21 protein-coding genes are annotated in these 22509 nt (G+C 64.8%); 3 read left to right on the top strand and 18 right to left on the bottom strand.

Going from position 1 to position 22509, the window contains the following annotated elements:
- Positions 1 to 15: 15 nt before the first annotated feature.
- Both LOY42_RS18205 and LOY42_RS18200 read right to left on the bottom strand, forming a co-directional pair.
- On the bottom strand, positions 16 to 1119 hold the full coding sequence (locus LOY42_RS18205; protein ID WP_052752633.1) for an efflux RND transporter periplasmic adaptor subunit: 1104 nt from the start codon (positions 1117 to 1119) through the stop codon (positions 16 to 18).
- Entirely contained in the window at positions 1116 to 1769 is a 654-nt protein-coding gene (locus tag LOY42_RS18200) for a DsbA family protein (protein WP_102683549.1), read from the bottom strand. The genes LOY42_RS18205 and LOY42_RS18200 overlap by 4 nt, the downstream gene beginning before the upstream one ends.
- Positions 1770 to 1930: 161 nt before the next feature.
- Here LOY42_RS18200 and LOY42_RS18195 point away from each other — a divergent pair, with 161 nt between their 5' ends.
- Entirely contained in the window at positions 1931 to 2857 is a 927-nt protein-coding gene (locus tag LOY42_RS18195) for a class I SAM-dependent methyltransferase (protein WP_102683602.1), read from the top strand.
- A gap of 199 nt (positions 2858 to 3056) precedes the next feature.
- On the opposite strand, the gene LOY42_RS18190 is transcribed toward LOY42_RS18195, so the two are convergent.
- The 8 genes from LOY42_RS18190 to gcl all read right to left on the bottom strand — a co-directional run bounded on the left by LOY42_RS18190 (position 3057) and on the right by gcl (position 12734).
- Positions 3057 to 4055 carry a sulfate ABC transporter substrate-binding protein gene (locus LOY42_RS18190; protein WP_102683548.1) on the bottom strand — a complete coding sequence of 333 codons (999 nt, stop codon included), beginning with the start codon at positions 4053 to 4055 and terminating at the stop codon, positions 3057 to 3059.
- A 124-nt stretch (positions 4056 to 4179) separates the two neighbouring features.
- Entirely contained in the window at positions 4180 to 5001 is an 822-nt protein-coding gene (locus LOY42_RS18185) for an ion transporter (protein ID WP_258598682.1), read from the bottom strand.
- A gap of 45 nt (positions 5002 to 5046) precedes the next feature.
- Positions 5047 to 5922 carry an urea transporter gene (locus LOY42_RS18180; RefSeq protein ID WP_258598679.1) on the bottom strand — a complete coding sequence of 292 codons (876 nt, stop codon included), beginning with the start codon at positions 5920 to 5922 and terminating at the stop codon, positions 5047 to 5049.
- A gap of 196 nt (positions 5923 to 6118) precedes the next feature.
- On the bottom strand, positions 6119 to 7534 hold the full coding sequence (pyk, locus tag LOY42_RS18175) for a pyruvate kinase (RefSeq protein ID WP_258598678.1): 1416 nt from the start codon (positions 7532 to 7534) through the stop codon (positions 6119 to 6121).
- Positions 7531 to 8805, bottom strand: a complete 1275-nt coding sequence (locus tag LOY42_RS18170) for a glycerate kinase (protein ID WP_139672571.1) — start codon at positions 8803 to 8805, stop codon at positions 7531 to 7533. The genes pyk and LOY42_RS18170 overlap by 4 nt, the downstream gene beginning before the upstream one ends.
- Before the next feature lie 246 nt (positions 8806 to 9051).
- Positions 9052 to 9945 (bottom strand): 2-hydroxy-3-oxopropionate reductase, encoded by an 894-nt coding sequence (locus LOY42_RS18165; protein WP_023631172.1) that lies wholly within the window; start codon positions 9943 to 9945, stop codon positions 9052 to 9054.
- A gap of 176 nt (positions 9946 to 10121) precedes the next feature.
- Entirely contained in the window at positions 10122 to 10904 is a 783-nt protein-coding gene (hyi, locus tag LOY42_RS18160) for a hydroxypyruvate isomerase (protein WP_046856495.1), read from the bottom strand.
- A 54-nt stretch (positions 10905 to 10958) separates the two neighbouring features.
- Positions 10959 to 12734 carry a glyoxylate carboligase gene (gcl, locus tag LOY42_RS18155; protein WP_102684645.1) on the bottom strand — a complete coding sequence of 592 codons (1776 nt, stop codon included), beginning with the start codon at positions 12732 to 12734 and terminating at the stop codon, positions 10959 to 10961.
- Positions 12735 to 12991: 257 nt separating this feature from the next.
- Between gcl and LOY42_RS18150 the strand changes: the two genes are divergently transcribed.
- Positions 12992 to 13432 carry a heme-binding protein gene (locus LOY42_RS18150; RefSeq protein ID WP_139672567.1) on the top strand — a complete coding sequence of 147 codons (441 nt, stop codon included), beginning with the start codon at positions 12992 to 12994 and terminating at the stop codon, positions 13430 to 13432.
- Between the two features lie 141 nt (positions 13433 to 13573).
- On the opposite strand, the gene LOY42_RS18145 is transcribed toward LOY42_RS18150, so the two are convergent.
- Positions 13574 to 14185, bottom strand: coding sequence for a TetR/AcrR family transcriptional regulator (locus tag LOY42_RS18145; RefSeq protein ID WP_028692838.1), 612 nt, complete (start codon positions 14183 to 14185; stop codon positions 13574 to 13576).
- Between the two features lie 132 nt (positions 14186 to 14317).
- Between LOY42_RS18145 and LOY42_RS18140 the strand changes: the two genes are divergently transcribed.
- Entirely contained in the window at positions 14318 to 15232 is a 915-nt protein-coding gene (locus tag LOY42_RS18140; protein WP_102684648.1) for a DUF808 domain-containing protein, read from the top strand.
- Positions 15233 to 15299: 67 nt separating this feature from the next.
- On the opposite strand, the gene LOY42_RS18135 is transcribed toward LOY42_RS18140, so the two are convergent.
- The 7 genes from LOY42_RS18135 to puuE form a co-directional block, all read right to left on the bottom strand.
- Positions 15300 to 16082, bottom strand: coding sequence for an outer membrane protein OmpK (locus tag LOY42_RS18135; RefSeq protein WP_102684649.1), 783 nt, complete (start codon positions 16080 to 16082; stop codon positions 15300 to 15302).
- Between the two features lie 351 nt (positions 16083 to 16433).
- Positions 16434 to 17219, bottom strand: a complete 786-nt coding sequence (locus LOY42_RS18130; protein ID WP_139672561.1) for an outer membrane protein OmpK — start codon at positions 17217 to 17219, stop codon at positions 16434 to 16436.
- Between the two features lie 141 nt (positions 17220 to 17360).
- Positions 17361 to 18716: a nucleobase:cation symporter-2 family protein gene (locus LOY42_RS18125; RefSeq protein WP_046856489.1), complete on the bottom strand. Its 1356-nt coding sequence runs from the start codon at positions 18714 to 18716 to the stop codon at positions 17361 to 17363.
- Between the two features lie 194 nt (positions 18717 to 18910).
- Positions 18911 to 20227: a urate hydroxylase PuuD gene (locus LOY42_RS18120; RefSeq protein WP_102684673.1), complete on the bottom strand. Its 1317-nt coding sequence runs from the start codon at positions 20225 to 20227 to the stop codon at positions 18911 to 18913.
- Between the two features lie 55 nt (positions 20228 to 20282).
- Entirely contained in the window at positions 20283 to 20786 is a 504-nt protein-coding gene (locus LOY42_RS18115) for an ureidoglycolate lyase (RefSeq protein ID WP_046856488.1), read from the bottom strand.
- 98 nt (positions 20787 to 20884) lie between these two features.
- Entirely contained in the window at positions 20885 to 21400 is a 516-nt protein-coding gene (gene uraD, locus LOY42_RS18110) for a 2-oxo-4-hydroxy-4-carboxy-5-ureidoimidazoline decarboxylase (protein ID WP_139672555.1), read from the bottom strand.
- Positions 21400 to 22326 (bottom strand): allantoinase PuuE, encoded by a 927-nt coding sequence (puuE, locus tag LOY42_RS18105; protein ID WP_102684653.1) that lies wholly within the window; start codon positions 22324 to 22326, stop codon positions 21400 to 21402. The genes uraD and puuE overlap by 1 nt, the downstream gene beginning before the upstream one ends.
- Positions 22327 to 22509: the final 183 nt, after the last annotated feature.

Raw genomic sequence — 22509 nt, 5'->3', positions numbered from 1 at the left:
TGGCACGCAAACCCATTACTGCTGGGCCAGGTCCGGCTTGCGCGTGGTGCTGGCGGCCAGGGTGTCATCGGTGACCCGCACCGGCATGCCGTTGCTCAGGCGGATCTGCCCCGAGACCACCACGCGGTCGCCCGGGGTCAGCGCGTCGAGCACCACCACGCGGTCGTCGCGGCGCGCGCCGAGCTTGACGAACACCTGCTCCACGCGCAGGGCGCCGTCCTTCTCGCGCAGCACGTACAGCGAGTTGCCGTAGGCGCTGTAGCTGATCGCCGTCTCCGGCACGCTCAGCACATCGGCGTGGCTCGGCAGCTCGATGCTGACGTTGGCGAACATGCCCGGCTTGAGTTGCTGGCCGGGGTTGTCGAGGGTTGCCTGCACCAACATGGAGCGGGCGCCCGGGTCGATCTGCGGCTCCAGGGTGGTCACCGCGGCGACAAAGCGCTGCTGCGGCCAGGCGTCGACCTTGAGGGTGATGGCCTGGCCCGCCTGCAGGGCGGCGGCGGACTGCTCGGGCAGCGGGAAGTTGACGTGCAGGCGCGACAGCTCGGTGAGGGTCACCAGGCTGTCGCCGGGGCTGACGTACTGGCCGAGGTTGACCTTGCGGATACCCAGCACGCCGGCGAACGGGGCGCGGATGGTCTTCTGCGCGATCTGCGCCTGGACCTGGGCGATCTCGCCGAGCAGCTGGTCGTAGTTGGCCTGGGCCTGGTCCAGCTGGGCCTGGGTGGAGGCCAGCGGCAGCACCTTGCGCGTGCGTTCCAGGGCCAGCTTGGCGTTCTTGGCCTGGGCCTGCAGCTTGGCCAGCTCGCCGCGCTCGGGCGCGTCGTTGAGCTTGACCAGCACCTGGCCTGCGGCCACGGCCTTGCCGGCGGTGAACTCCAACGCGGTGATGCGCCCGCCGACCTCGGGCGAGACATTGACCTGGTGTACCGCCTCCAGGGTGCCGACGGCGCTGAGCACCTGCGGCATCGGGCCCGACTGCACACGGGCGATTGCCACCGGGGTGGCGTTGGCCTGGGCGGCGGGGGCGTCGTTGGCCACTACCGCCGGGGCGGGCAGCAGGGCCATGGCCAGCAGCGACAGGGACGTGCCGGCGGCGATCCAGTAACGGTTTTTCATTGGGCGGCTCCTTGTGCCTGGTTCTGGTTGGCACGGACCTGGATGAAGGTCTGGCGCAGTTGCTCGAGGCTCAGCGCGCCGGGGACCAGGTAGCGGCCGTCGATCACCAGGCTGGGCACCGAGCTGATGCCCAGGCGCCGGCCCTGGGCCAGTTCTTCCTCGAGCATCTGCGGGGCCTGCTGGTCGAATGCCGTGGCGAAGGCCTGCGGGTCGAAACCGGCTTCGGCGGCCACCGCCAGCACGGTGGCGCGGTCGCCGATGTTGCGGGCCTGCACCAGGTGGGCTTCCTGCAGGCGGTCGAACAGGCGCTCGTGGCCTTCGTTGCCGCCCAGGGCCTTGGCGGTCTGGCAGGCCAGGCCCGCGAGCAGGCCGGTGGGGTACTCGAAGTCCTGCTGGCGCATGGCTTCGATGTTGATGCGCTTGACGTCCTCGGCGCGCGAGCACGACAGCCAGTGGCTGAGGATGGTCTCCTTGGCCTTGGGCATCGAGCCGAAGCGCTCGACCATCGCCTCGCGGCTGGTCTGCAGGATGAAGCTGCGGTGCTGCACGTCCAGGTTCAGTTCGTCCTGCAACTGCTTCAGGCGCGGGGCGAGGACGAAGCACCAGCCGCAGACGACATCGTGGAAGAATTCGACTTTCAGGGGTGACATGGCAGTGATCCGGTTTCAGGGAGGGATGGCCGCACTATCCACAGCGCCCCGGCAAGAAAAAAGCGACAAAAGTGCCGCAAACCCTCTCATCCCCTTCATCGATGTCCGCCCGGCCCGGCCGCGAGCGGGTAGAATGGCGCTTTTGCCTGACCGTAGCCGACATGAGCCCAGCCATTGCCACCCTCGAGCAGCACCTGCTCGCCGCCCTCGACCCTGCCCCCCAGGAGACTCGCCGCCTGTTCCATGGCCGTGGCCGCTGCTGGCCGGGGCTTGAACAGATCACCGTCGACTGGCTCGACGGCGTGTTGCTGGTGGCGTTGTTCCGCGAGCCGCCCGAGGGCCAGCTGGCCGAGCTTGAAGCGATGCTGATGGCGTTGGCCGAGCGCCCGCAGTGGAGCGGCCAGGCCATCCTGCTGCAGCACCGCTACCTGCCCGACAGCCCTGGGCAGTGGCTGTGGGGCGCGCCGTGCCAGCAGCGCGAGGTGGTCGAGGATGGCCTGAAGTACCTGCTCGACCTGGGCGTGCGACAGAACAACGGCCTGTTCCTCGACATGCGCTACGGCCGGCGCTGGGTGCGCGAGCAGGCGGGCGGCAAGCGCGTGCTCAACCTGTTCGCCTACACCTGCGGTTTCTCGGTGGCGGCGATCGCCGGCGGCGCCGAGCAGGTGGTCAACCTGGACATGGCCAAGTCGGCGCTGTCCCGGGGCCGCGACAATCACCGGCTCAATGGCCATGACGCCTCGCGGGTGGCGTACCTGGGGCATGAGCTGTTCAAGTCGTGGGGCAAGGTGCGCAAGTACGGGCCGTACGACCTGATCATCATCGATCCGCCGACCTTCCAGCGCGGCAGCTTCGTGCTGACCCAGGACTACGCCAAGATCCTCCGGCGTTTGCCGGAGTTGTTGACTGAAGGCGGCACGGTATTGGCCTGCGTCAACGATCCTGGGATCGGGCCGCAGTTTCTCATCGAGGGGATGGCCGAGCAGGCGCCGGGGCTGGCGTTCGTCGAGCGGCTGGAGAATCCGCCGGAGTTTCCCGATGCGGATCCGGAGGGTGGGCTGAAGGCGCTGGTGTTTCGCCAGGGGTGATCAGTAGCCCTTACCGGCCTATCGCCGGCAAGCCGGCTCTCACAGGAGATCGCGTTCCCCGTCGGAGCAACTGTCTTGTGTTGCTTGTAGTGGCCTCATCGCTGGCAAGCCAGCTCCCACAGGCATAGCGCAAGGGTTGAGGTGTGCGCGGTCGGTGTGGGAGCCGGCTTGCCGGCGATAGGCCGGTACAGGTCAGTGATCAATGGCTGGTATAGATCTGGTCGAACACGCCACCGTCATTGAAGTGGGTCTTCTGCACGGTGCGCCAGTCACCGAAGGTCTTCTCCACCGACAGGAAGTCGACTTTCGGGAAACGGTCGGTGTACTTGGCCAGCACAGTGGCGTCACGCGGACGCAGGTAGTTGTTCGCGGCGATCTCCTGGGCCTCCGGCGACCACAGGTACTTCAGGTATTCCTCGGCCACGGCCTGGGTACCTTTCTTGGCCACCACCTTGTCGACCACGCTCACCGGCGGCTCGGCTTCGGCCGACACGCTCGGGTAGACCACTTCGAACTGGTCGCGGCCGAACTCGCGGGCGATCATCTCGGCTTCGTTCTCGAAGGTCACCAGCACATCGCCGATCTGGTTGGTCATGAAGGTGGTGGTGGCGGCGCGGCCACCGGTGTCCAGTACCGGGGCCTGCTTGAACAGCTTGCCGACGAAGTCGCGGGCCTTGCTTTCGTCACCGCCCTGCTTGAGCACGTAGCCCCAGGCCGAGAGGTAGGTGTAGCGGCCGTTACCCGAGGTTTTCGGGTTGGGCACGATCACCTGCACGCCGTCCTTCAGCAGGTCGGGCCAGTCCTTCAGCGCCTTGGGGTTGCCTTTGCGCACGATGAACACGGTGGCCGAGGTGAACGGCGCGCTGTTGTTCGGCAGGCGCGTTACCCAGTTGTCCGGCACCAGCTTGCCGTTGTCGGCCAGGGCATTGATGTCGGTGGCCATGTTCATGGTGATCACGTCGGCCGGCAGGCCATCGATCACCGCGCGCGCCTGCTTGCTCGAGCCGCCGAAGGACATCTGCAGGTTGACCTTCTCGTTGTGCTCCTTCTCCCAGTGCTTCTGGAACGCCGGGTTGTAGTCCTTGTAGAAGTCGCGCATCACGTCGTACGACACGTTGAGCAGGGTAGGGGCGGCCTGGGCGAGGTTGCCCAGGGCCAGGCCCGCGGCGAGCAGCGAGGCACTGAAGAGTTTTTTCACAGGGGGCATTCCTTGTTCTGATTCAAAGGGTTGGCGATATGCCAGCGACTATAGCGTTTGGCGCTATGGTGGCTAAAGACCAAATGGCTCTTTGCTTATGCTTGCCCTGCATTGGGGACGCTGCCTATTGCTTGGGAAACAACGCATTGCCACAGCGCGAACAGAACGCCGCGCCATGCTCGTGGTGGTGCTTGGCACAGGTCGGGCAGTCATGCTGCAACTGTTCGCCGCGCATGGCATTGGCCAGTTCGGCGGTGAAGATCCCGGTGGGCACGGCGATGATCGAGTAACCGGTGATCATCACCAGCGAGGACAGCACCTGCCCTAGCGGCGTAGTCGGCACGATATCGCCGAAGCCCACGGTGGTGAGGGTGACGATGGCCCAGTAGATGCCCTTGGGGATGCTGGTGAAGCCATGCTCCGGCCCTTCGATCACGTACATCAATGTGCCGAACACGGTCACCAGGGTCGACACGCTGACCAGGAACACGATGATTTTCTGCTTGCTGCCCTGCAGCGCCGCCAGCAGGTAGTGGGCCTGCTTGAGGTAGGGGCTGAGCTTGAGCACGCGGAAGATCCGCAGCATGCGCACCACGCGGATGATCAGCAGGTACTGGGCGTCGCTGTAGTACAGGGCGATGATCCCCGGCACGATCGCCAGCAGGTCGACCAGCCCGTAGAAGCTGAAGGCATAGCGCAGTGGCTTGGGCGAGCAGTACAGGCGGGTGATGTATTCGGCGAGGAAGATCGCGGTGAAGCCCCACTCGATCCCGGCCAGCAGCCCGGCGTAGTTCTGGTGAACGTCGTCGATGCTGTCGAGGATCACCGTCACCAGGCTGGCCAGGATGATCAGCAGGAGAATCTTGTCGAAGCGTCTGCCAGCCGTGGTGTCGGTCTGGAAGACGATGACGTAGAGCCGCTCGCGCAGGCTCGCAGGGGTGTCCATGGGCTCGTTCCAATAGGTGGATGGGCAGAGCCTAGGGGCTGGGTATCAGCTGTGCAAGCGGGGTGCGTTGCGGCGCTGGTTGACCTGGACCAGGTGGTTGCCCAGGTGCATCAGCCAGCACGCGGCCACAAAAGGCGCGGTCAGCCCGGAAATCGGCAGCAGGTTGAACAGCGGCTGCAGCAGCAGGGCGCAGGCGATGGCGAGCAAGGTCATCCAGGGGTTCTCACCCTGGCGGCTGAAGGCCAGGGCTGCCAGGGCGGCGTTGAAGCCATACAGCCCCAGCCACGCGGCCTGCGTTTCTCCAGCCAGCAGCGCGACACCACCGCCGATGGCCGAGCCGATCAACGCCCAGGTGGCGGCATAGGGGTTGGCGAAGTACATGCCGATGACGATCAGCAGGCCGGCCATGGGCTTGTCGAGCAAAAAGATCTGCCCTACGCCGCGCAGCAGGGCATACACAGGATCGGCTTCGACATAGCCGTTGGCCGACGGCTCGGTCAGCAGCAACGCGGCCCAGCCCAGCAGCACGAAGGGCGCGGTGTAGGCGACCAGCAGCTTGCCGCCGCGCTTGCGCCATTGGCGGGTGAGCATGCTCGACAGGCCGCCGGCGGCGATGATCAGCGGTGGCAGGATCGCCGACCAGGGCAGCACGGCGCTGATCAGGATGCCGATCAGCACGCCGTTGTAGCAGTACAGCCCGGCCTGGCGGTCGGCGCGGTCGTAGCCGCGGCGTTGGGCGGTAAGCAGGCCGGCCAGGGCGCCGAGCAGGGCGCCGCCGACCAGGTTCGGCGCGGTCAGCAGGATGGCCAGCAGGCAGCACAGGCCGCACAGGGGATTGCGCAGCAGCAGCACCTGGCTGAAACCGTTGAGCAAGGCCGTGGCCCAGTCGGGGCACGGGTTGACGAAATTCTTGGTGTACATGGGCAGTCGGTAAGGTGAGTGGGGGAGCGGTGGGCCTCTTCGGGCCTCGGTTTTCCGCATTTCGGTGTATGGGGAGGGCTTTGCCCTCCAATCGCTGGCAAGCCAGCTCCCACAGGTATTGCGCAATTCCGTGTGGGAGCCGGCTTGTCGTGGCGACGAACCGCGGCGAAAGGGGCGCGCAGCGCCCCCGGCGATCTCAGACCAGGGTCTCGATCCGCAGCGTATTAGTCGAACCCGGCTTGCCGAAAGGCACACCGGCGGTGATCAGCAGCGTGTCGCCACGGCTGGCCATGCCTTGGGCCTGGGCGATTTCCAGCGCCGTGGAGACCACCTCGTCGACCTGGCGCAGGCGGTCGTTGACCACCGAGTGCACGCCCCAGGCCACGCTCAGGCGGCGGGCGGTGTTCAGGTTCGGCGTCAGGTTGAGGATCGGCGCCCGTGGCCGCTCGCGGGCGGCGCGCAGGGTGGAGTTCCCCGACTCGCTGTAGTTGACCAGCACCGCCACCGGCAGGATGCCGCTGATGCGGCGGATCGCGCAGCTGATGGCGTCCGACACCGTGGCTTCGGCCTTGGGCCGGCCGACATCGAGCTGGGCCTGGTAGTCCGGGCCGTTCTCCACCTGGCGGATGATCTTGCTCATCATCTGCACGGCTTCCAGCGGGTAGTCGCCCGAGGCGGTCTCGGCCGACAGCATCACCGCATCGGCGCCTTCGGCCACGGCGTTGGCCACATCGGTGACCTCGGCGCGGGTCGGGGCCGGGGAGAAACGCATGGATTCGAGCATCTGCGTGGCCACCACCACCGGCTTGCCCAGCTGGCGGCAGGTATTGATGATGCCCTTCTGGATCTGCGGCACGCTCTCGGCCGGCACTTCCACGCCCAGGTCGCCACGGGCGACCATGATCGCGTCGGACAGCTCGGCGATGGCCTGCAGCTGCTCGACCGCCGAGGGCTTCTCGATCTTGGCCATCAGGTAGGCACGGTCGCCGATCAGCTCGCGCGCTTCGAGGATGTCTTGCGGGCGCTGCACGAACGACAGGGCCACCCAGTCCACGCCCAGCTCGAGGCCGAAGGTGAGGTCGCGGCGGTCCTTTTCGGTGAGCGGGGAGAGCTCGAGCACGGCTTGCGGTACGTTGACGCCCTTGCGGTCGGACAGCTCGCCGCCGGCCAGCACTTCTGTGTCGATGGCGTCGCTGTGCTTGGCGGTGACGCGCAGGCGCAGCTTGCCGTCATCGAGCAGCAGGTCCATGCCGGGCTCCAGCGCGGCGATGATCTCCGGGTGCGGCAGGTTCACCCGGCGGCGGTCGCCCGGGGTCTTGTCCAGGTCCAGGCGCAGGGCCTGGCCGCGTTGCAGTTGCACCTTGCCGTCGGCGAAGCGGCCGACGCGCAGCTTCGGCCCCTGCAGGTCCATGAGGATGCCCAGCGGGTAGTTGAGCTGCTGCTCGACTTCGCGGATCCACTGGTAGCGCAGGGCGTGGTCGGCGTGTTCGCCGTGGCTGAAGTTGAGGCGGAAGATGTTCACCCCGGCCTCGACCAGCTGGCGGATGTCGTCGATGCCCTTGATCGCAGGCCCGAGGGTGGCGAGGATTTTTACTTTTTTATCAGGCGTCATGAGGGGTCGGTCTCGAGGATCAGGATGGCGCGGAAGTCATTGACGTTGGTGCGGGTCGGCTCGGTGACGATCAGCGCGTCGAGCGCGGCGAAGTAGCCGTAGCCGTTGTTGTTGTCCAGCTCATCGCTTGCCGACAGGCCCAGGGCCTCGGCGCGGGCGTGGCTGTCCGGGGTCATGAAGGCGCCGGCGTTGTCCTCGGAGCCGTCGATGCCGTCGGTATCGCCGGCCAATGCGTACACCCCCGGCAGGCCCTTGAGGCTTTCGGTAAGACTGAGCAGGAACTCGGCGTTGCGCCCGCCACGGCCATTGCCGCGCACGGTGACGGTGGTCTCGCCGCCGGAGAGGATCACGCAGGGCGCCTTCAGCGGCTGGCCGTGCAGGACGACCTGGCGGGCGATGCCGGCATGCACCTTGGCCACCTCGCGCGACTCGCCTTCCAGGTCACCGAGGATCAGCGGGCTGAAACCGGCCTGGCGGGCTTTCACCGCGGCGGCCTCGAGCGACTGCTGGGGGCGGGCGATCAGCTGGAAGTGGCTGCGCGCCAGCGTCGGATCGTCGGCCTTGACGGTTTCCGAGGCCGGGTTGTTGAGCCAGTCGATGACGGCCTTGGGCGCTTCGATGTTGTAGCGCTTGAGGATCGCCAGGGCATCGGCCGAGGTGCTCGGGTCGGCCACGGTGGGGCCGGAGGCGATGACCGTGGCCAGGTCGCCCGGTACATCGGAAATCGCGTAGGTGTAGACGGTGGCCGGCCAGCAGGCCTTGGCCAGGCGCCCGCCCTTGATCGCCGAGAGGTGCTTGCGCACGCAGTTCATCTCGCCGATGGTGGCGCCGGACTTCAGCAGGGCCTTGTTTATCTGCTGCTTGTCGGCCAAGGTCAGGCCTTCGGCGGGCAAGGCCAGCAGGGCGGAACCGCCGCCGGAGAGCAGGAAGATGACGCGGTCGTCTTCGCTGAGGTTGCTGACCAGCGCGAGCACGCGCTTGGCCACGGCCAGGCCGGCGGCATCGGGGACCGGGTGGGCGGCTTCGACCACCTCGATCTTCTGGCAGCTGGCGCCGTGGCCGTAGCGGGTCACGACCAGGCCCGAGACCTCGCCTTGCCAGCTTTTCTCGACCACTTCGGCCATGGCGGCGGCGGCCTTGCCGGCGCCGATGACGATGACCCGGCCGCTACGGTCGGCGGGCAGGTGGGGTTCGAGGACCTGACGGGGGTGGGCGGCGGCGATGGCTGTGTCGAACAGCTCGCGCAGGAATTTTTGTGGATCGACCGACATGGCAGGCTCCCAGATTCTTGTTGTTCTGCAAATCGAAAACGCCCCTGGAACTGCCTCCGTGCAGGCCGAACCAGGGGCGGGTGTTGCTCGGGGTCACCCTTCGACCTGTGGTTGCAGGAGAACGGTGTTGGATTCATCGCCGGCAAGCCGGCTCCCACAGGTACAGCGCTGGATCATAGGACGGTGCGGTCCCTGTGGGAGCCGGCTTGCCGGCGAAAGGGCTGCGCAGCAGCCCCCGGATTCAAATCACTTGTCGTCGCGGATCGAGAAGTTGGCCATGTGCTCCAGGCCCTTGATCAGCGCCGAGTGGTCCCAGTTGCCGCCGCCCAGGGCCTGGCAGGTGTTGAACACTTGCTGGGCATTGGAGGTGTTGGGCAGGTTGATGCCCAGCTCCTTGGCGCCTTGCAGGGCCAGGTTGAGGTCCTTCTGGTGCAGGTTGATGCGGAAGCCTGGGTCGAAGGTGCCTTTGATCATGCGCTCGGCGTGCACTTCGAGGATCTTCGACGATGCGAAGCCGCCCATCAGCGCCTCGCGCACCTTGGCCGGGTCGGCGCCGTTCTTGGCGGCGAACAGCAGGGCTTCGGCAACGGCCTGGATGTTCAGGGCGACGATGATCTGGTTGGCCACCTTGGCGGTCTGGCCATCGCCGTTGCCGCCGACGCGGGTGATGTTCTTGCCCATGGCTTCGAACAGCGGCAGGGCGCGCTCGAAGGCTTTCGGGCAGCCGCCGACCATGATGCTCAGGGTCGCGGCCTTGGCGCCGACTTCGCCGCCGGACACCGGGGCGTCCAGGTAGGCGGCGCCGGTGGCCTTGATCTTCTCGGCGAAGGCTTTGGTGGCGGTAGGCGAGATCGAGCTCATGTCGATCACCACCTTGTTCGGGCCCACGCCTTCGGCGACGCCGTTTTCACCGAACAGCACGCTTTCGACCTGTGGGGTGTCGGGCACCATGACGATGATGAATTCAGCTTCCTGGGCCACTTCCTTCGGGTTGGCCAGGGCCACGCCGCCAGCGGCGATCAGGTTGGCCGGAGCTGCGTCGTGGTGGGTCGAAACGAAGATGCTGTGACCTGCTTTTTGCAGGTTCTGGGCCATGGGGTTGCCCATGATGCCGGTGCCGATGAAACCGATTTTAGCCATGAGAGATTACCTCGTTGTAATTGTTGAATCTCGATGGAGCAGGCGGTGCGAACCTTGTGGGAGCTGGCTTGCCAGCGATTGCGATCGATATGCAAACGATGTTGGCCGTGTTGACGCTATCGCTGGCAAGCCAGCTCCCACAGGGGCCGATCAGGGCAGCCCCTTCGAGCGAATCCTTAGATAGCGTTGTGAGTTTTGAGCCAGCCCAGGCCGGCTTCGGTGGTGGTCTTGGGCTTGTACTCCGCGCCCACCCAGCCCTGGTAGCCGATGCGGTCCAGGTGCTCGAACAGGAAGCGGTAGTTGATCTCGCCGGTGCCCGGCTCGTGGCGGCCCGGGTTGTCGGCCAGCTGCACGTGGTTGATCAGCTTGAGGTTGGTTTCCAGGGTGCGCGCCAGGTCACCTTCCATGATCTGCATGTGGTAGATGTCGTACTGCAGGAACAGGTTGTCGCTGCCCACCTCGGCCTGGATTTCCAGGGCCTGTTTCGTGGTGTTCAGGTAGAAGCCCGGGATGTCGCGGGTGTTGATCATTTCCATGACCAGGCGGATGCCGGCGGCCTTGAGCTTGTCGGCGGCGTAGCGCAGGTTTTCCACGAAGGTCTTGCGCACGGTGGCGCAGTCCGGGCCTTGCGGGCGGATGCCGGCCAGGGCGTTGACCTGGGTGTTGCCCAGCACCTTGGCGTACTCGATGGCCTTGTCGACACCGGCGCGGAACTCTTCGACGCGGTCGGGGTGGCAGGTGATACCACGCTCACCTTTCGACCAGTCGCCCGCGGGCAGGTTGAACAGCACCTGGGTCAGGCCATGGGCGTCGAGCTGCTGCTTGATCTCGGCGGCGCTGAAATCGTACGGGAAGAGGTATTCGACGCCGCTGAAACCAGCGTCGGCGGCGGCCTTGAAGCGAGCCAGGAAGTCCTGTTCGGTGAACAGCATGGACAGGTTGGCGGCGAAGCGAGGCATAAGTCGTCTCCTTGCGGTGATTGCCCCCGCGCGCGGCGCGGGGGCGTCAGGCGATCAGTCCAGCAGCGAGATGGCGGTCGGCGCGTCGTTGCCGACCAGGGCGAGGTCTTCGAACTCGTTGACCGCGTTGATCTCGGTGCCCATGGAAATGTTGGTCACACGCTCGAGAATCACTTCGACCACCACCGGCACGCGGAACTCTTCGGCCATCTTCTGCGCCTTGAGCAGGGCAGGGGCGATCTCGGCCGGTTGGAACACGCGGATGGCCTTGCAGCCCAGGCCCTCGACCACGGCGACGTGGTCGACACCGTAGGTGGCGGCGTCGGTGGAATTGATGTTCTCGAACGCCAGTTGTACACAGTAATCCATGTCGAAACCACGCTGCGCCTGGCGGATCAGGCCGAGGTAGGCGTTGTTCACCAGCACGTGGACGTACGGCAGGTTGAACTGCGCGCCCACCGCCAGCTCTTCGATCATGAACTGGAAGTCGTAGTCACCGGACAGCGCGACCACCTTGCGTTTCGGGTCGGCCTTGACGACACCCAGCGCGGCAGGGATGGTCCAGCCCAGCGGGCCGGCCTGGCCGCAGTTGATCCAGTGGCGTGGCTTGTACACGTGCAGGAACTGCGCGCCGGCGATCTGCGACAGGCCGATGGTGCTGACGTAGGTGGTGTCCTTGCCGAACACTTCGTTCATTTCCTGGTACACGCGCTGCGGCTTGACCGGGACGTTGTCGAAGTTGGTCTTGCGCTGCAGGGTAGCCTTGCGTTCCTGGCAGTCTTCCAGCCAGGCCTTGCGGCACTTGAGCAGGCCTGCGGCTTTCCATTCGCGGGCCACTTCGAGGAACACGTCCAGGGCCTTGCCGGCGTCCGAGACGATACCCAAATCTGGAGTGAACACTCGGCCGATCTGGGTCGGTTCGATGTCCACGTGCACGAACTTGCGGCCTTCGGTGTAGACGTCGACGGAGCCGGTATGGCGGTTGGCCCAACGGTTGCCGATGCCGAACACCAGGTCGGACTTGAGCATCGTCGCGTTACCGTAGCGGTGCGAGGTCTGCAGGCCGACCATGCCGACCATCAATTCGTGATCGTCCGGGATGGTGCCCCAGCCCATCAGGGTTGGCACTACCGGGACGCCGGTCAGTTCGGCGAACTCGACCAGCTTGTCGCTGGCGTCGGCGTTGATGATGCCGCCGCCGGCTACCAGCAGCGGGCGCTCGGCGTCATTGAGCAGGGCCAGGGCTTTTTCGGCCTGGACGCGGGTGGCGGCTGGCTTGCTGATCGCCAGTGGCTCGTAGGCGTCGATGTCGAACTCGATCTCGGCCATCTGCACGTCGAACGGCAGGTCGATCAACACGGGGCCTGGGCGGCCGGTGCGCATTTCGTAGAAGGCCTTCTGGAATGCGTAAGGCACCTGGCCCGGCTCCAGCACGGTGGTCGCCCACTTGGTCACCGGCTTGACGATGCTGGTGATGTCGACGGCCTGGAAGTCTTCCTTGTGCAGGCGGGCACGCGGGGCTTGGCCGGTGATGCAGAGGATCGGGATGGAGTCGGCCGAGGCGCTGTACAGGCCGGTGACCATGTCGGTGCCGGCGGGGCCGGAGGTGCCGATGCACACGCCGATGTTGCCCGGGTTGGCGCGGGTGTAGCCCTCGGCCATGTGCGAGGCGCCTTCGACGTGGCGAGCGAGGACGTGATCGATGCCACCGACTTTCTTCAGGGCCGAGTACAGCGGGTTGATCGCGGCGCCGGGAATGCCGAACGCGGTATCTACACCTTCACGGCGCATGACCAGAACGGCTGCATCGATTGCTCTCATTTTGCTCATGGTTTGTGCCTCATCGATTTTGTAATTGTATACAACTTGTGTTGCGGCAGAGTGTATTCATGGTCGGCGCAAAAGGTCAATCCATTTTCGTCGGCGGGTTTGACTTGCTGGTCATGGCGAAAAAGGGCGGCATTTCGTCGCAGTTAGAGACATTGGATCAGAAAATTGTATACAAACAGTGTCTTTGTTGTGTTCTATCGTGTCTATTGGTTTTCAACTGCCCTCAGGGCTTCTCACAACAAGAAGAGGACCTTTTCATGAACGCATTGACCCTCAAACAGGCCGTGGGCGTGGTAAATGCCGCGTTGGCCGCAGGCCGCAAGATCAACGCTGCGCCCTTGACCGTGGCGGTGCTCGACGCCGGCGGGCATCTGCTGGCGTTGCAGCGCGAGGACGGCGCCAGCCTGCTGCGCCCCGAGGTGGCCATTGGCAAGGCCTGGGGTGCGGTGGCGTTGGGCAAGGGTTCGCGCCTGCTGGCGCTGGACTCGCAGCAGCGCCCAGCCTTCTACGCGGCTTTGAACGGGCTCGGCGAGCGACCGGTGGTGCCGGTGCCAGGGGGCGTGCTGATCCGTGACCAGGAGGGCAGGGTGCTGGGGGCGGTGGGGATCAGCGGGGATACGTCGGATATCGACGAGCAGTGCGCAATCAATGCAATTGAGGAAGTCGGGCTGACGGCGGATGCCGGGGTGGCGGCTTAAGGTTCAGTTTCTCTGGGGCCGCTGTGCGGCCCATCGCCGCGGTTCGTCGCCACGGCAAGCCGGCTCCCACAGGAATTGTGCAGGGCCTGTGGGAGCCGGCTTGCCGGCGATAAGGGCTGCGCAGCAGCCCCATTGGCCCTGTCAGGCTGCCTCGGGCTCGCAGCCCTTCAGCACCAGGCGGATGATGGTCTCGGCCGCCGCGTCATAGTCGCTGTCGGCCAGCTTGGCCTTGCCGGTCACCACGGCGATCTGCCAGTCGAAATCCGCGTAGGTCTGCGTCGCCGCCCAGATGCTGAACATCAGGTGGTGCGGATCGACGTGGGCGATCTGGCCGCGCTCGATCCAGCGCTGGATGCACTCGATGTTGTGGCGGGCCTGCTCGTTGAGCTGCTCCACCTGGCGCGGCGACAGGTGCGGCGCGCCATGCATGATCTCGCTGGCGAACACCTTGGAGGCGTGGGGCAGGTCGCGGGAGATGCGGATCTTCGAGCGGATGTACGCGCTGAGCACTTCTTTCGGATCGCCGTCGGCGTTGAACGGCGTCGAGGCCTGCATGATCGGCGCGATGATGCTCTCGAGCACCTCGCGGTAGAGGTTTTCCTTCGACTTGAAGTAGTAGTACACGTTCGGCTTGGGCAGGCCGGCCTTGGCCGCGATATCGCTGGTCTTGGTGGCGGCGAAGCCCTTGTCGGCGAATTCTTCACTGGCTGCGCGCAGGATCAGTTCCTTGTTGCGCTCGCGAATGGTGCTCATTGTCGGGAATCTTCCTCGGGTCTGGCCCCTCCAAGAGGGGTCCGGCATGGTAGCACCCGCTCGGACGGGCGCTCAAGGCAGCGTCTTTGGGCTAGAATCCCGGCCATTCGAACCTACTGGAAACATTTTGACATGGCAGGAAGCAGCTTACTGGTATTGATCGACGATATCGCCACGGTCCTCGACGATGTCTCGTTGATGACCAAGGTCGCGGCGAAGAAGACCGCCGGGGTGCTGGGCGACGACCTGGCGCTCAACGCCCAGCAGGTCACCGGCGTGCGCGCCGAACGCGAGATCCCGGTGGTGTGGGCGGTGGCCAAGGGCTCGCTGGTGAACAAGGCGATCCTGGTGCCGGCGGCGTTGCTGATCAGCGCGTTCATTCCCTGGGCGGTGATCCCGCTGCTGATGGTTGGTGGCGCCTACCTGTGCTTCGAGGGCTTCGAGAAGCTGGCGCACAAGTTCCTGCACAGCAAGGCCGAGGACGACGCGCAGCACGAGGCGCGCAAGGCGGCCGTGGCGGACGAGCAGGTCGACCTGGTGGCCTTTGAAAAGAGCAAGATCAAGGGCGCGGTGCGCACCGACTTCATCCTCTCCGCCGAGATCATCGCCATCACCCTGGGCACCGTGGCCGATGCGCCGCTGAGCCAGCAGATCATCGTGCTGTCGGGGATCGCCATCGTCATGACCCTGGGGGTGTATGGCCTGGTGGCAGGCATCGTCAAGCTCGATGACCTGGGGCTGTGGATGACCAAGAAAGCCTCGGCGCTGAGCCAGGCGGTGGGCAACGGCATCCTGCGCGCAGCGCCGTACATGATGAAAAGCCTGTCGGTGATTGGCACCGCGGCGATGTTCCTGGTCGGTGGCGGGATCCTGGTGCATGGCATCGCGCCGCTGCATCACGCCATCGAGGCGTTCGCCGACGGGCGCGGCGGGGCGTTGACCGGGGCACTGCTCAATGGTGTGGCGGGGGTGATTGCGGGGGCTGTGGTGCTGGCGGTGGTGAGCGTCGTCGGCAAGCTGTGGCAGGCGCTGCGCCCTGCTCACTGAGTAGCGCAGGGACGTGGGGGCGGGGCAAGCCCGCTCCCACGTCAGACAGAGCCTGAGCGCTGTGTGATCAGAAGTGCACTTTCACCAGGAAGCTCATGGTGTTCTGATCGGTAGTGAAGGCATCGCTGTCCTTGATGCCGTACTTGTTCTTCCAGTAGTCGTACTCGATACCCACGTACAACTGCTTCTCGCCCAGGTGCAGCGCTTTGCCCAGGTCGTACTTGACCTGCGGGTTGAAGTGCAGGTTCGCCTGGTAGGTGCCGCGACGGTTCTCGTCGTTGTCCACCACCCAGTCCATGAAGCCGTCGATGAGAATGTCGGACGAACCCACAGGGATGGTGTAGGACCACACCGGGGTGATCTGCCAGACGTTGTCGCCTGGACGGCTGCCGTCGGTGGTGCGCTGGTAGAAGTTCAGCTGGAAGTAGTCGAAGCCTGGGATCGCCAGGTCGAAGCCGGGGCCGATCAGATAGGACTCGGTGTCACCCTCGCCGAACTCGTAGGTCATGGCCAGCAGCACGTCCTTGACCGGGCCGAACTCGAGCTTCTGGTCGAAGATCTTGCCGAACGACAGGCGTGGGCTGAACTCGCCGTAGTAGGTGTTCGGGCCGTTACTGGCGTCCTTCTTGCCCTGGTAGAAGATCTTGTCGAAGAAGAAGAAGTTGTCGCCGTACTTCCACGCATCGGCGTGCTCGAAGGTGACCGTCTGCTGGGTCTCGGGGTTGACCTTGAAGTTCTTGCCCCACAGGTAGGTCAGGCTGTTGTTCTGCCATTGCAGCAGGTCACCGGCTTGGCTGGCGCCGCAGGCCAGCAGGCCGCCGGCGAGGATCAGGCTATTGATGGTACGCATTGCGTGTGTCGCTCCCTTGAGTTGGATCTGTTGTCAGCGCTCGGGCGCTGTTCTTGTCTTTTGGGTCAGCTTTTTTCAATTGGCCACAGCTGTTTGGCAAGAGCTGCGCCAACTTTTCCACGTTGGGCACAACCATCCTGCTCGACGTCTTTCTGAACGGATGAAATAGGTATTTCACGCTGGCAACACGTTGGCCAACCGCCCGGAAACATTGACTGGGCGGTCAGCAAACGCGGGCGGGATCCTTCCCGCCCCGATCGAGGGGGCGCGCAGATTACTCACTTGCGCGCCGGGCCTCAAGTGCTCCGTCCTGGAGCACGGTGTCACATCATCGGGCATGCGCCCGTTCGGTCAGAAATGCACCTTCACCAGGGCGCTGGCGACGCTCTGGTTGCTGTCCACGTTGCCGCGGCTGTCAATGCCGTACTTGTCCTTCCAGTAGCTGTATTCGAAGCCGACGTAGAGCTGCTTGGCGCCCAGGTTAAGGGCCTTGCCCAGGTCGTATTTGACCTGTGGGTTGAACTGCAGGTTGGCGTGGTAGGTGCCACGGCGGGTCTGGTCGTTGTCGACCACCCAGTCGATGTAGCCGTCGATCAGGATGTCGGACTTGCCCACCGGGATGGTGTAGGACCAGGCCGGGGTGATCTGCCAGACGTTGTCACCGGGGCGGCTGCCCTCGGTGTTGCGCAGGTAGAAGTTCAGGGTGAAATAGTTGAAGCCGGGCACGTTCAGGTCGAAGCCGGGGCCGATCAGGTAGGCCTCGTTGTCGCCCTCGCCACGCTCGTAGGTCATGGCCAGCAGCACGTCCTTGACCGGGCCGAAGGCCAGGTTGCGCTCGAAGATCTTGCCGAACGACAGGCGCGGGCTGAACTCACCGTAGTAGGTGGTCACGCCTTTGCCGGGGTCGGCCTTGCCGTTGTAGAAGATCTTGTCGACGAACAGGAAGGTGTCGCCGTACTTCCACTTGTTGGCGTGTTCGAAGGTGATGGTCTGCTGGATGTCGGGGTTGACCTTGAAGTCCTTGCCGTAGAGGTAGGACAGGCTTTCGCCGTGCCACTGCAGCCATTCGCCGGCATGGGCGGGGAGGGTGGCCAGCAGGCTGCTGCCAAGCAGGACGGAGGTGGTGATGCGCTTCATGTTGTGATTCCCGGACTTATTGTTTTTGTAAGGGCTTTTTCGGCGCGCAGGCGCCCCGGACGGCCCATTCCGGCGGGCCGACGGTACTGCGTTACCACAGGGTTGAAGCGGGGCGGCCAGGACGGCGCCGCCCCTGGTCACTCAATGCTGGTGACAGGCATCGTTGTGCGCGGCGCGGTCGGCGCCGCCGAGGATGTTGAACAGCAGGTTCAGCACCAGGGCGCTAAGGGTGGCCATGGCGATACCACTGTGGGTGATCGGTTCCATCCACTGCGGCATCTGCGCGAAGAACTCCGGGCGCACCACCGGGATCAGGCCAAAGCCGACGCTGACGGCGACCAGCAACTGGTTGCGTCGGTCGGAGATGTCCGCTTCCTGGAGGATCTTGATCCCGGTGGCGGTGACCATGCCGAACATGGCGATGGACGCGCCGCCCAGTACCGCGGGCGGGATCGAGGCGATCAGGAAGGCCGCCTTGGGCAGCAGGCTGAGCAGGATCAGCAGCGCGCCGGCCATCACCGTGACGTAGCGGCAGCGCACCCCGGTCATCTGCACCAGGCCGATGTTCTGGGCGAACGAGGAGTGGGTGAAGGTGTTGAAGAAGCCGGCGATGAACGACGCGCCGGCATCGCACAGCAGGCCGCGCCGCAGCATGCCTGGCGTTACTTCACGGTCGGTCACCTTGCCCAGGGCAAGGAACATGCCCGTCGACTCGACGAAGATGATCACCACCACCAGGCACATCGACAGGATCGGCGCCAGGCTGAAGGTCGGCATGCCGAAGTGCAGCGGCGTAACCACCTGCAGCCACGGTGCCTCGCTCAGGCCCGACAGGTCGACCATGCCGATGGAACCGGCGAGCACGTAACCCAGGCCCATGCCCACCAGTACCGACACGTTGACCCAGAAGCCGCGCATGAAGCGGTTGATCAGCAGGATCACCGCCAGCACCAGGCCGGCGACCATCAGGTAGATCGGCGCGCCGAAGGCTTCGGCGTCATGGCCGCCACCGGCCCAGTTGACCGCTACCGGGAACAGCGACAAGCCGATGGAGGTGATGACCGTGCCGGTCACCAGCGGCGGGAAGAAGCGCACGACCTTGGACATGAACGGCGCGATCAGCATGCCGAAGAACCCGGCGGCGATGGTCGCGCCGAAGATCCCCTGCAGGCCGACGCCCGGCATGCCGGCCATGGCCACCATGCTGCCGACGGCGGCGAAGCTGGCGCCCATCATGACCGGCATGCGAATGCCGACCGGGCCGATACCGAAGGATTGGATGATGGTAGCAACGCCGGCGACCAGCAGATCGGCGTTGATCAGGAAGGCGACTTCTTCGCGGGACAGGCCCGCCGCCTGGCCAATGATCAGCGGCACCGCGATGGCGCCGCCGTACATCAGCAGAACGTGTTGCAGACCCACCAGGATCAGCTGGAACAAAGGCAGGGGCTGTCGTGGCGGCGCAACAGGGATGTACGCCTTGGGTGACTCGGACATGCAGCACCTCGAGTTTTGTTTTTATTCTCGGATCCAAGCGGGCGGCTTCACGTGGCAGGCTCCGGTAAAGGAGGCCGGGGTTCCCGCATGAAGCCGAACGCTCGATGCTTGCTTGTTACGTAGAGCTTGTAGCAAGGCCGGGAGTACCGGCCCCATCGCGGGGCAAGCCCGCTCCCACGCAGTCGTGGGTTGTCTCAGTTGACCTGCGCGCCTTTGGCGATCCAGTCGCCGACCAGCTTGCGTTCCTCGACAGTCATCTGGGTGATGTTGCCCAGCGGCATGATCTGGCTGGCGACGGCCTGCGCCTGGATGCGCGCGGCCTGGGCCTGGATCTGCTGCGGGGTGTCGAACATCACGCCGGCTGGGGCTGCGCTGAACAGCGGGCTGGTCGGCTTGGCCGAGTGGCACACGGTGCAGCGTTCCTGGATGACGGTGTGGATCTTGTCGAAGGTTTCACCGCCAGCCTGGGCTGTGGCTTGGGCCGGAGCCTCGGCGGGTGCCGCAGGTTTGGCGGCTTCCTCGGCGCGCAGCTCGGCGGCGGTCTTGCCACCTACGGCAGTGGCCGGCAGCGGCTGGTACTCGACCTTGGCGGCGGCTTGCTCAGGGGCGGTCGGCAGCGGCTTGGGGCCGGTCACGTAGGCCAGGCAGATCATCGCCAGGGCACCGACTGGCAGGGTCCAGGCGTACTTGTTGCTGTCGTGGCGGGTGTTGAAATAGTGACGGATCAATACCGCGGCCACCGCGATCCCGGCCAGGATCAGCCAGTTGTACTGGCTGCCGTAGGTGCTCGGGAAGTGGTTGCTGATCATGATGAACAGCACCGGCAGGGTGAAGTAGTTGTTGTGGCGCGAGCGCAGCAGGCCCTTGGCCGGCAGCACCGGGTCGGGGGTCTGGTTGTTCTCGATGGCCGCCACCAGCTGGCGCTGCGCCGGCATGATGATGCGGAACACGTTACCGACCATGATGGTGCCGATGATCGCGCCGGTGTGCAGGTACGCGCCACGGCCGCTGAACACCAGGCTGAAGCCCCAGCAGGCGGCGATGATCAGCACGAACAGCACGGCGCCGAGCAGGGCCGGCTTCTTGCCCAGGGGCGAGTCGCAGAGGAAGTCGTAGATGAACCAGCCGGCGATCAGCGAGCCGATACCGATGGCCACGCCTTCGGCACCGCTGAGGGTGCTGCCGGGTGCCAGCAGGTACAGGGTCGGGTTCCAGTAGAACACCACGCACAGCAGGGCGATCCCGGACATCCAGGTGAAGTAGGCTTCCCATTTGAACCAGTGCAGGTTCTCGGGCATCTTCGGCGGGGCCAGCTTGTATTTTTCCAGGTGGTAGATACCACCACCGTGGATGGCCCAGAGGTCACCCGACAACCCATCGCGCGGGTTGCTTCGGTTCAGGTGGTTCTCCAGCCAGACGAAGTAGAACGATGCACCGATCCAGGCCACGCCGGTGATCATGTGAACCCAGCGAATGCTCAGGTTCAGCCATTCGTGAAGGTGTGCTTCCACAGTATGTACCTCTCGCCGGTCACGGTTCAGGCGGACCTGGGTGACCGACCTTTTCTTATTGGTGGGGATTGAGGATCAACATCTGTTCCTCGGGGAAGTAATGCTCATCGCAGTTGTTGCCGGAACCACTGCGATCAACCACCAGGAAGTCATCCCGCTTTTCGATCGTCAGCACCGGGTGGTGCCAGACGCCGCGATGGTAATTAATGCCCTGCCTGCCATTACTGCGGAAGGCGCGGACCAAGCCTGATACAGGTGCATCGCCAACGGGCGCGACCACGATCAGAAAGGGGTTGCCGAGCAGCGGGATGAAAGCCTGGCTGCCCAGCGGATGGCGTTCCAGCATGCGCACGGTCAGCGGCATCTCCAGCGCGTCGGCGCGGAAGATGCTGATGATCGCCTTGTCTTCCGGCTCGGCGGTCTCGACCGTGGCGAGCTTGTGGAAGCGCATGGTCGAGCCGTTGTTGATCATGAAGTGGTCGCTGCCGTCGGTTTCGATCACGTCACCGAAGGGGGCGAAGGCTTCTTTGGTCAGGGGCTCGATCATCAGGGTGCGCATGCGGTTATCTCTTCTATTCGTTGTTGGGTGGGTTGGCTTGCCGGCCAGGCCCTGGGTGCGGACGCGTCACGCACTCGGGCCAGGACGGGGTTCAACCCTCAAAGCTGAAGCAGGCGGAACAGGGCAATCAGGTTGATCTGGGCCAGGGCTTCCTTGAACTCGGCATCGGTGTCGTTGTGGATGCGTTTTTCGAAGGCGGCGAGGATCTGGTGCCGGTTGCTGCCCTTGACCGCCATGATGAACGGGAACTGGAACTTGGCCTTGTAAGCGTCGTTGAGTTCGGTGAAGCGGGCGAACTCTTCAGCGGTGCACTGGTGAATACCGGCGCCGGCCTGCTCGTTGGTGCTCGATTCGGTCAGTTCGCCCTGGATGGCGGCCTTGCCGGCCAGGTCCGGGTGAGCGTTGATCAGTGCCAGCTGGTCGGCGTGGTTGGCGCTGAGCAGGATGTCGCTCATGCGCTGATGCAGCGCCTCGATCTCGTCCAGCTCGGCCAGTTGCCCCAGGTCGTAGGCTTTCTCGGCGACCCACGGCGAGTGCTCGTAGATGTCGGCGAAGGCCGCGACGAAGGCGGCGCGGTCCAGGGTGGAGGGCTTGAGGGTCTTGAAGGCGGTCATCAGGCGTTCTCTTTCTTGTACGGGTGGGTGGCGTGCCAGTGGCGGGCGATGTCCACGCGACGGGCGAACCAGACCTGCTCGTGGCTCTTGGCGTAGTCGACGAAGCGCTTGAGAGCGGCCAGGCGCGCCGGGCGGCCGACCAGGCGGCAGTGCAGGCCGATGGAGAGCATCTTCGGCGCCTCGGCGCCTTCCTCGTAGAGCACGTCGAAAGCGTCCTTGAGGTACTGGAAGAACTGCTCGCCGCAGTTGAAGCCCTGTACCTGGGTGAAGCGCATGTCGTTGGTGTCGAGGGTGTAGGGGATCACCAGGTGCGGCTTGCCGGTCGGGTTGCTCGGCTCCCAGTAGGGCAGGTCGTCGTCATAGGTGTCGCTGTCGTAGAGGAAGCCGCCTTCCTCCATGACCAGGCGCCGGGTGTTCGGGCCGGTGCGGCCGGTATACCAGCCCAGTGGGCGTTCGCCGGTGAGTTCGGTGAGGATGCGGATGGCTTCGAGCATGTGCTCGCGCTCTTGCGCTTCATCCATGTACTGGTAGTCGATCCAGCGGTAGCCGTGGCTGCAGATCTCGTGGCCGGCCTCGACCATGGCGCGGATCACGTCGGGGTGGCGCTGGGCGGCCATGGCCACGGCGAAGATGGTCAGCGGCACGCCGCTGTCCTTGAACAGCTTGAGCAGGCGCCATACGCCGGCGCGGCTGCCGTATTCGTAGAGCGACTCCATGCTCATGTTGCGCGCGCCCTGCAGCGGCTGGGCGGCGACCATTTCGGAAAGGAACGCTTCGGACTCTTTGTCGCCGTGCAGGATGTTGCGCTCGCCACCTTCTTCGTAGTTGAGCACGAAGGACAGTGCAATGCGGGCATTACCCGGCCATTGCGGATGAGGTGGGTTGTTGGCGTAACCGATCAGGTCGCGAGGGTAGTCAGCGCTCACTGCAGTCTTCCTTCTTGTACGTATGTGCGAGTGGTGGGCGGGCCGCGTCGGGATGTCGCACCACCGGATGGGCTGATTGTATACAACTTCTTAAATACTTTGTAAGCCTGTTTTTCCGCATTTCTTCCCATTTGTCGCCTGAGAATGGCTTGCAAGAAACCTGCCTGATTGGTCAGCTAATGC

It is taken from the genome of Pseudomonas sp. B21-023, assembly GCF_024749165.1.
GTDB lineage: Bacteria > Pseudomonadota > Gammaproteobacteria > Pseudomonadales > Pseudomonadaceae > Aquipseudomonas.
This window is presented reverse-complemented; position numbering and strand designations above follow the sequence as displayed.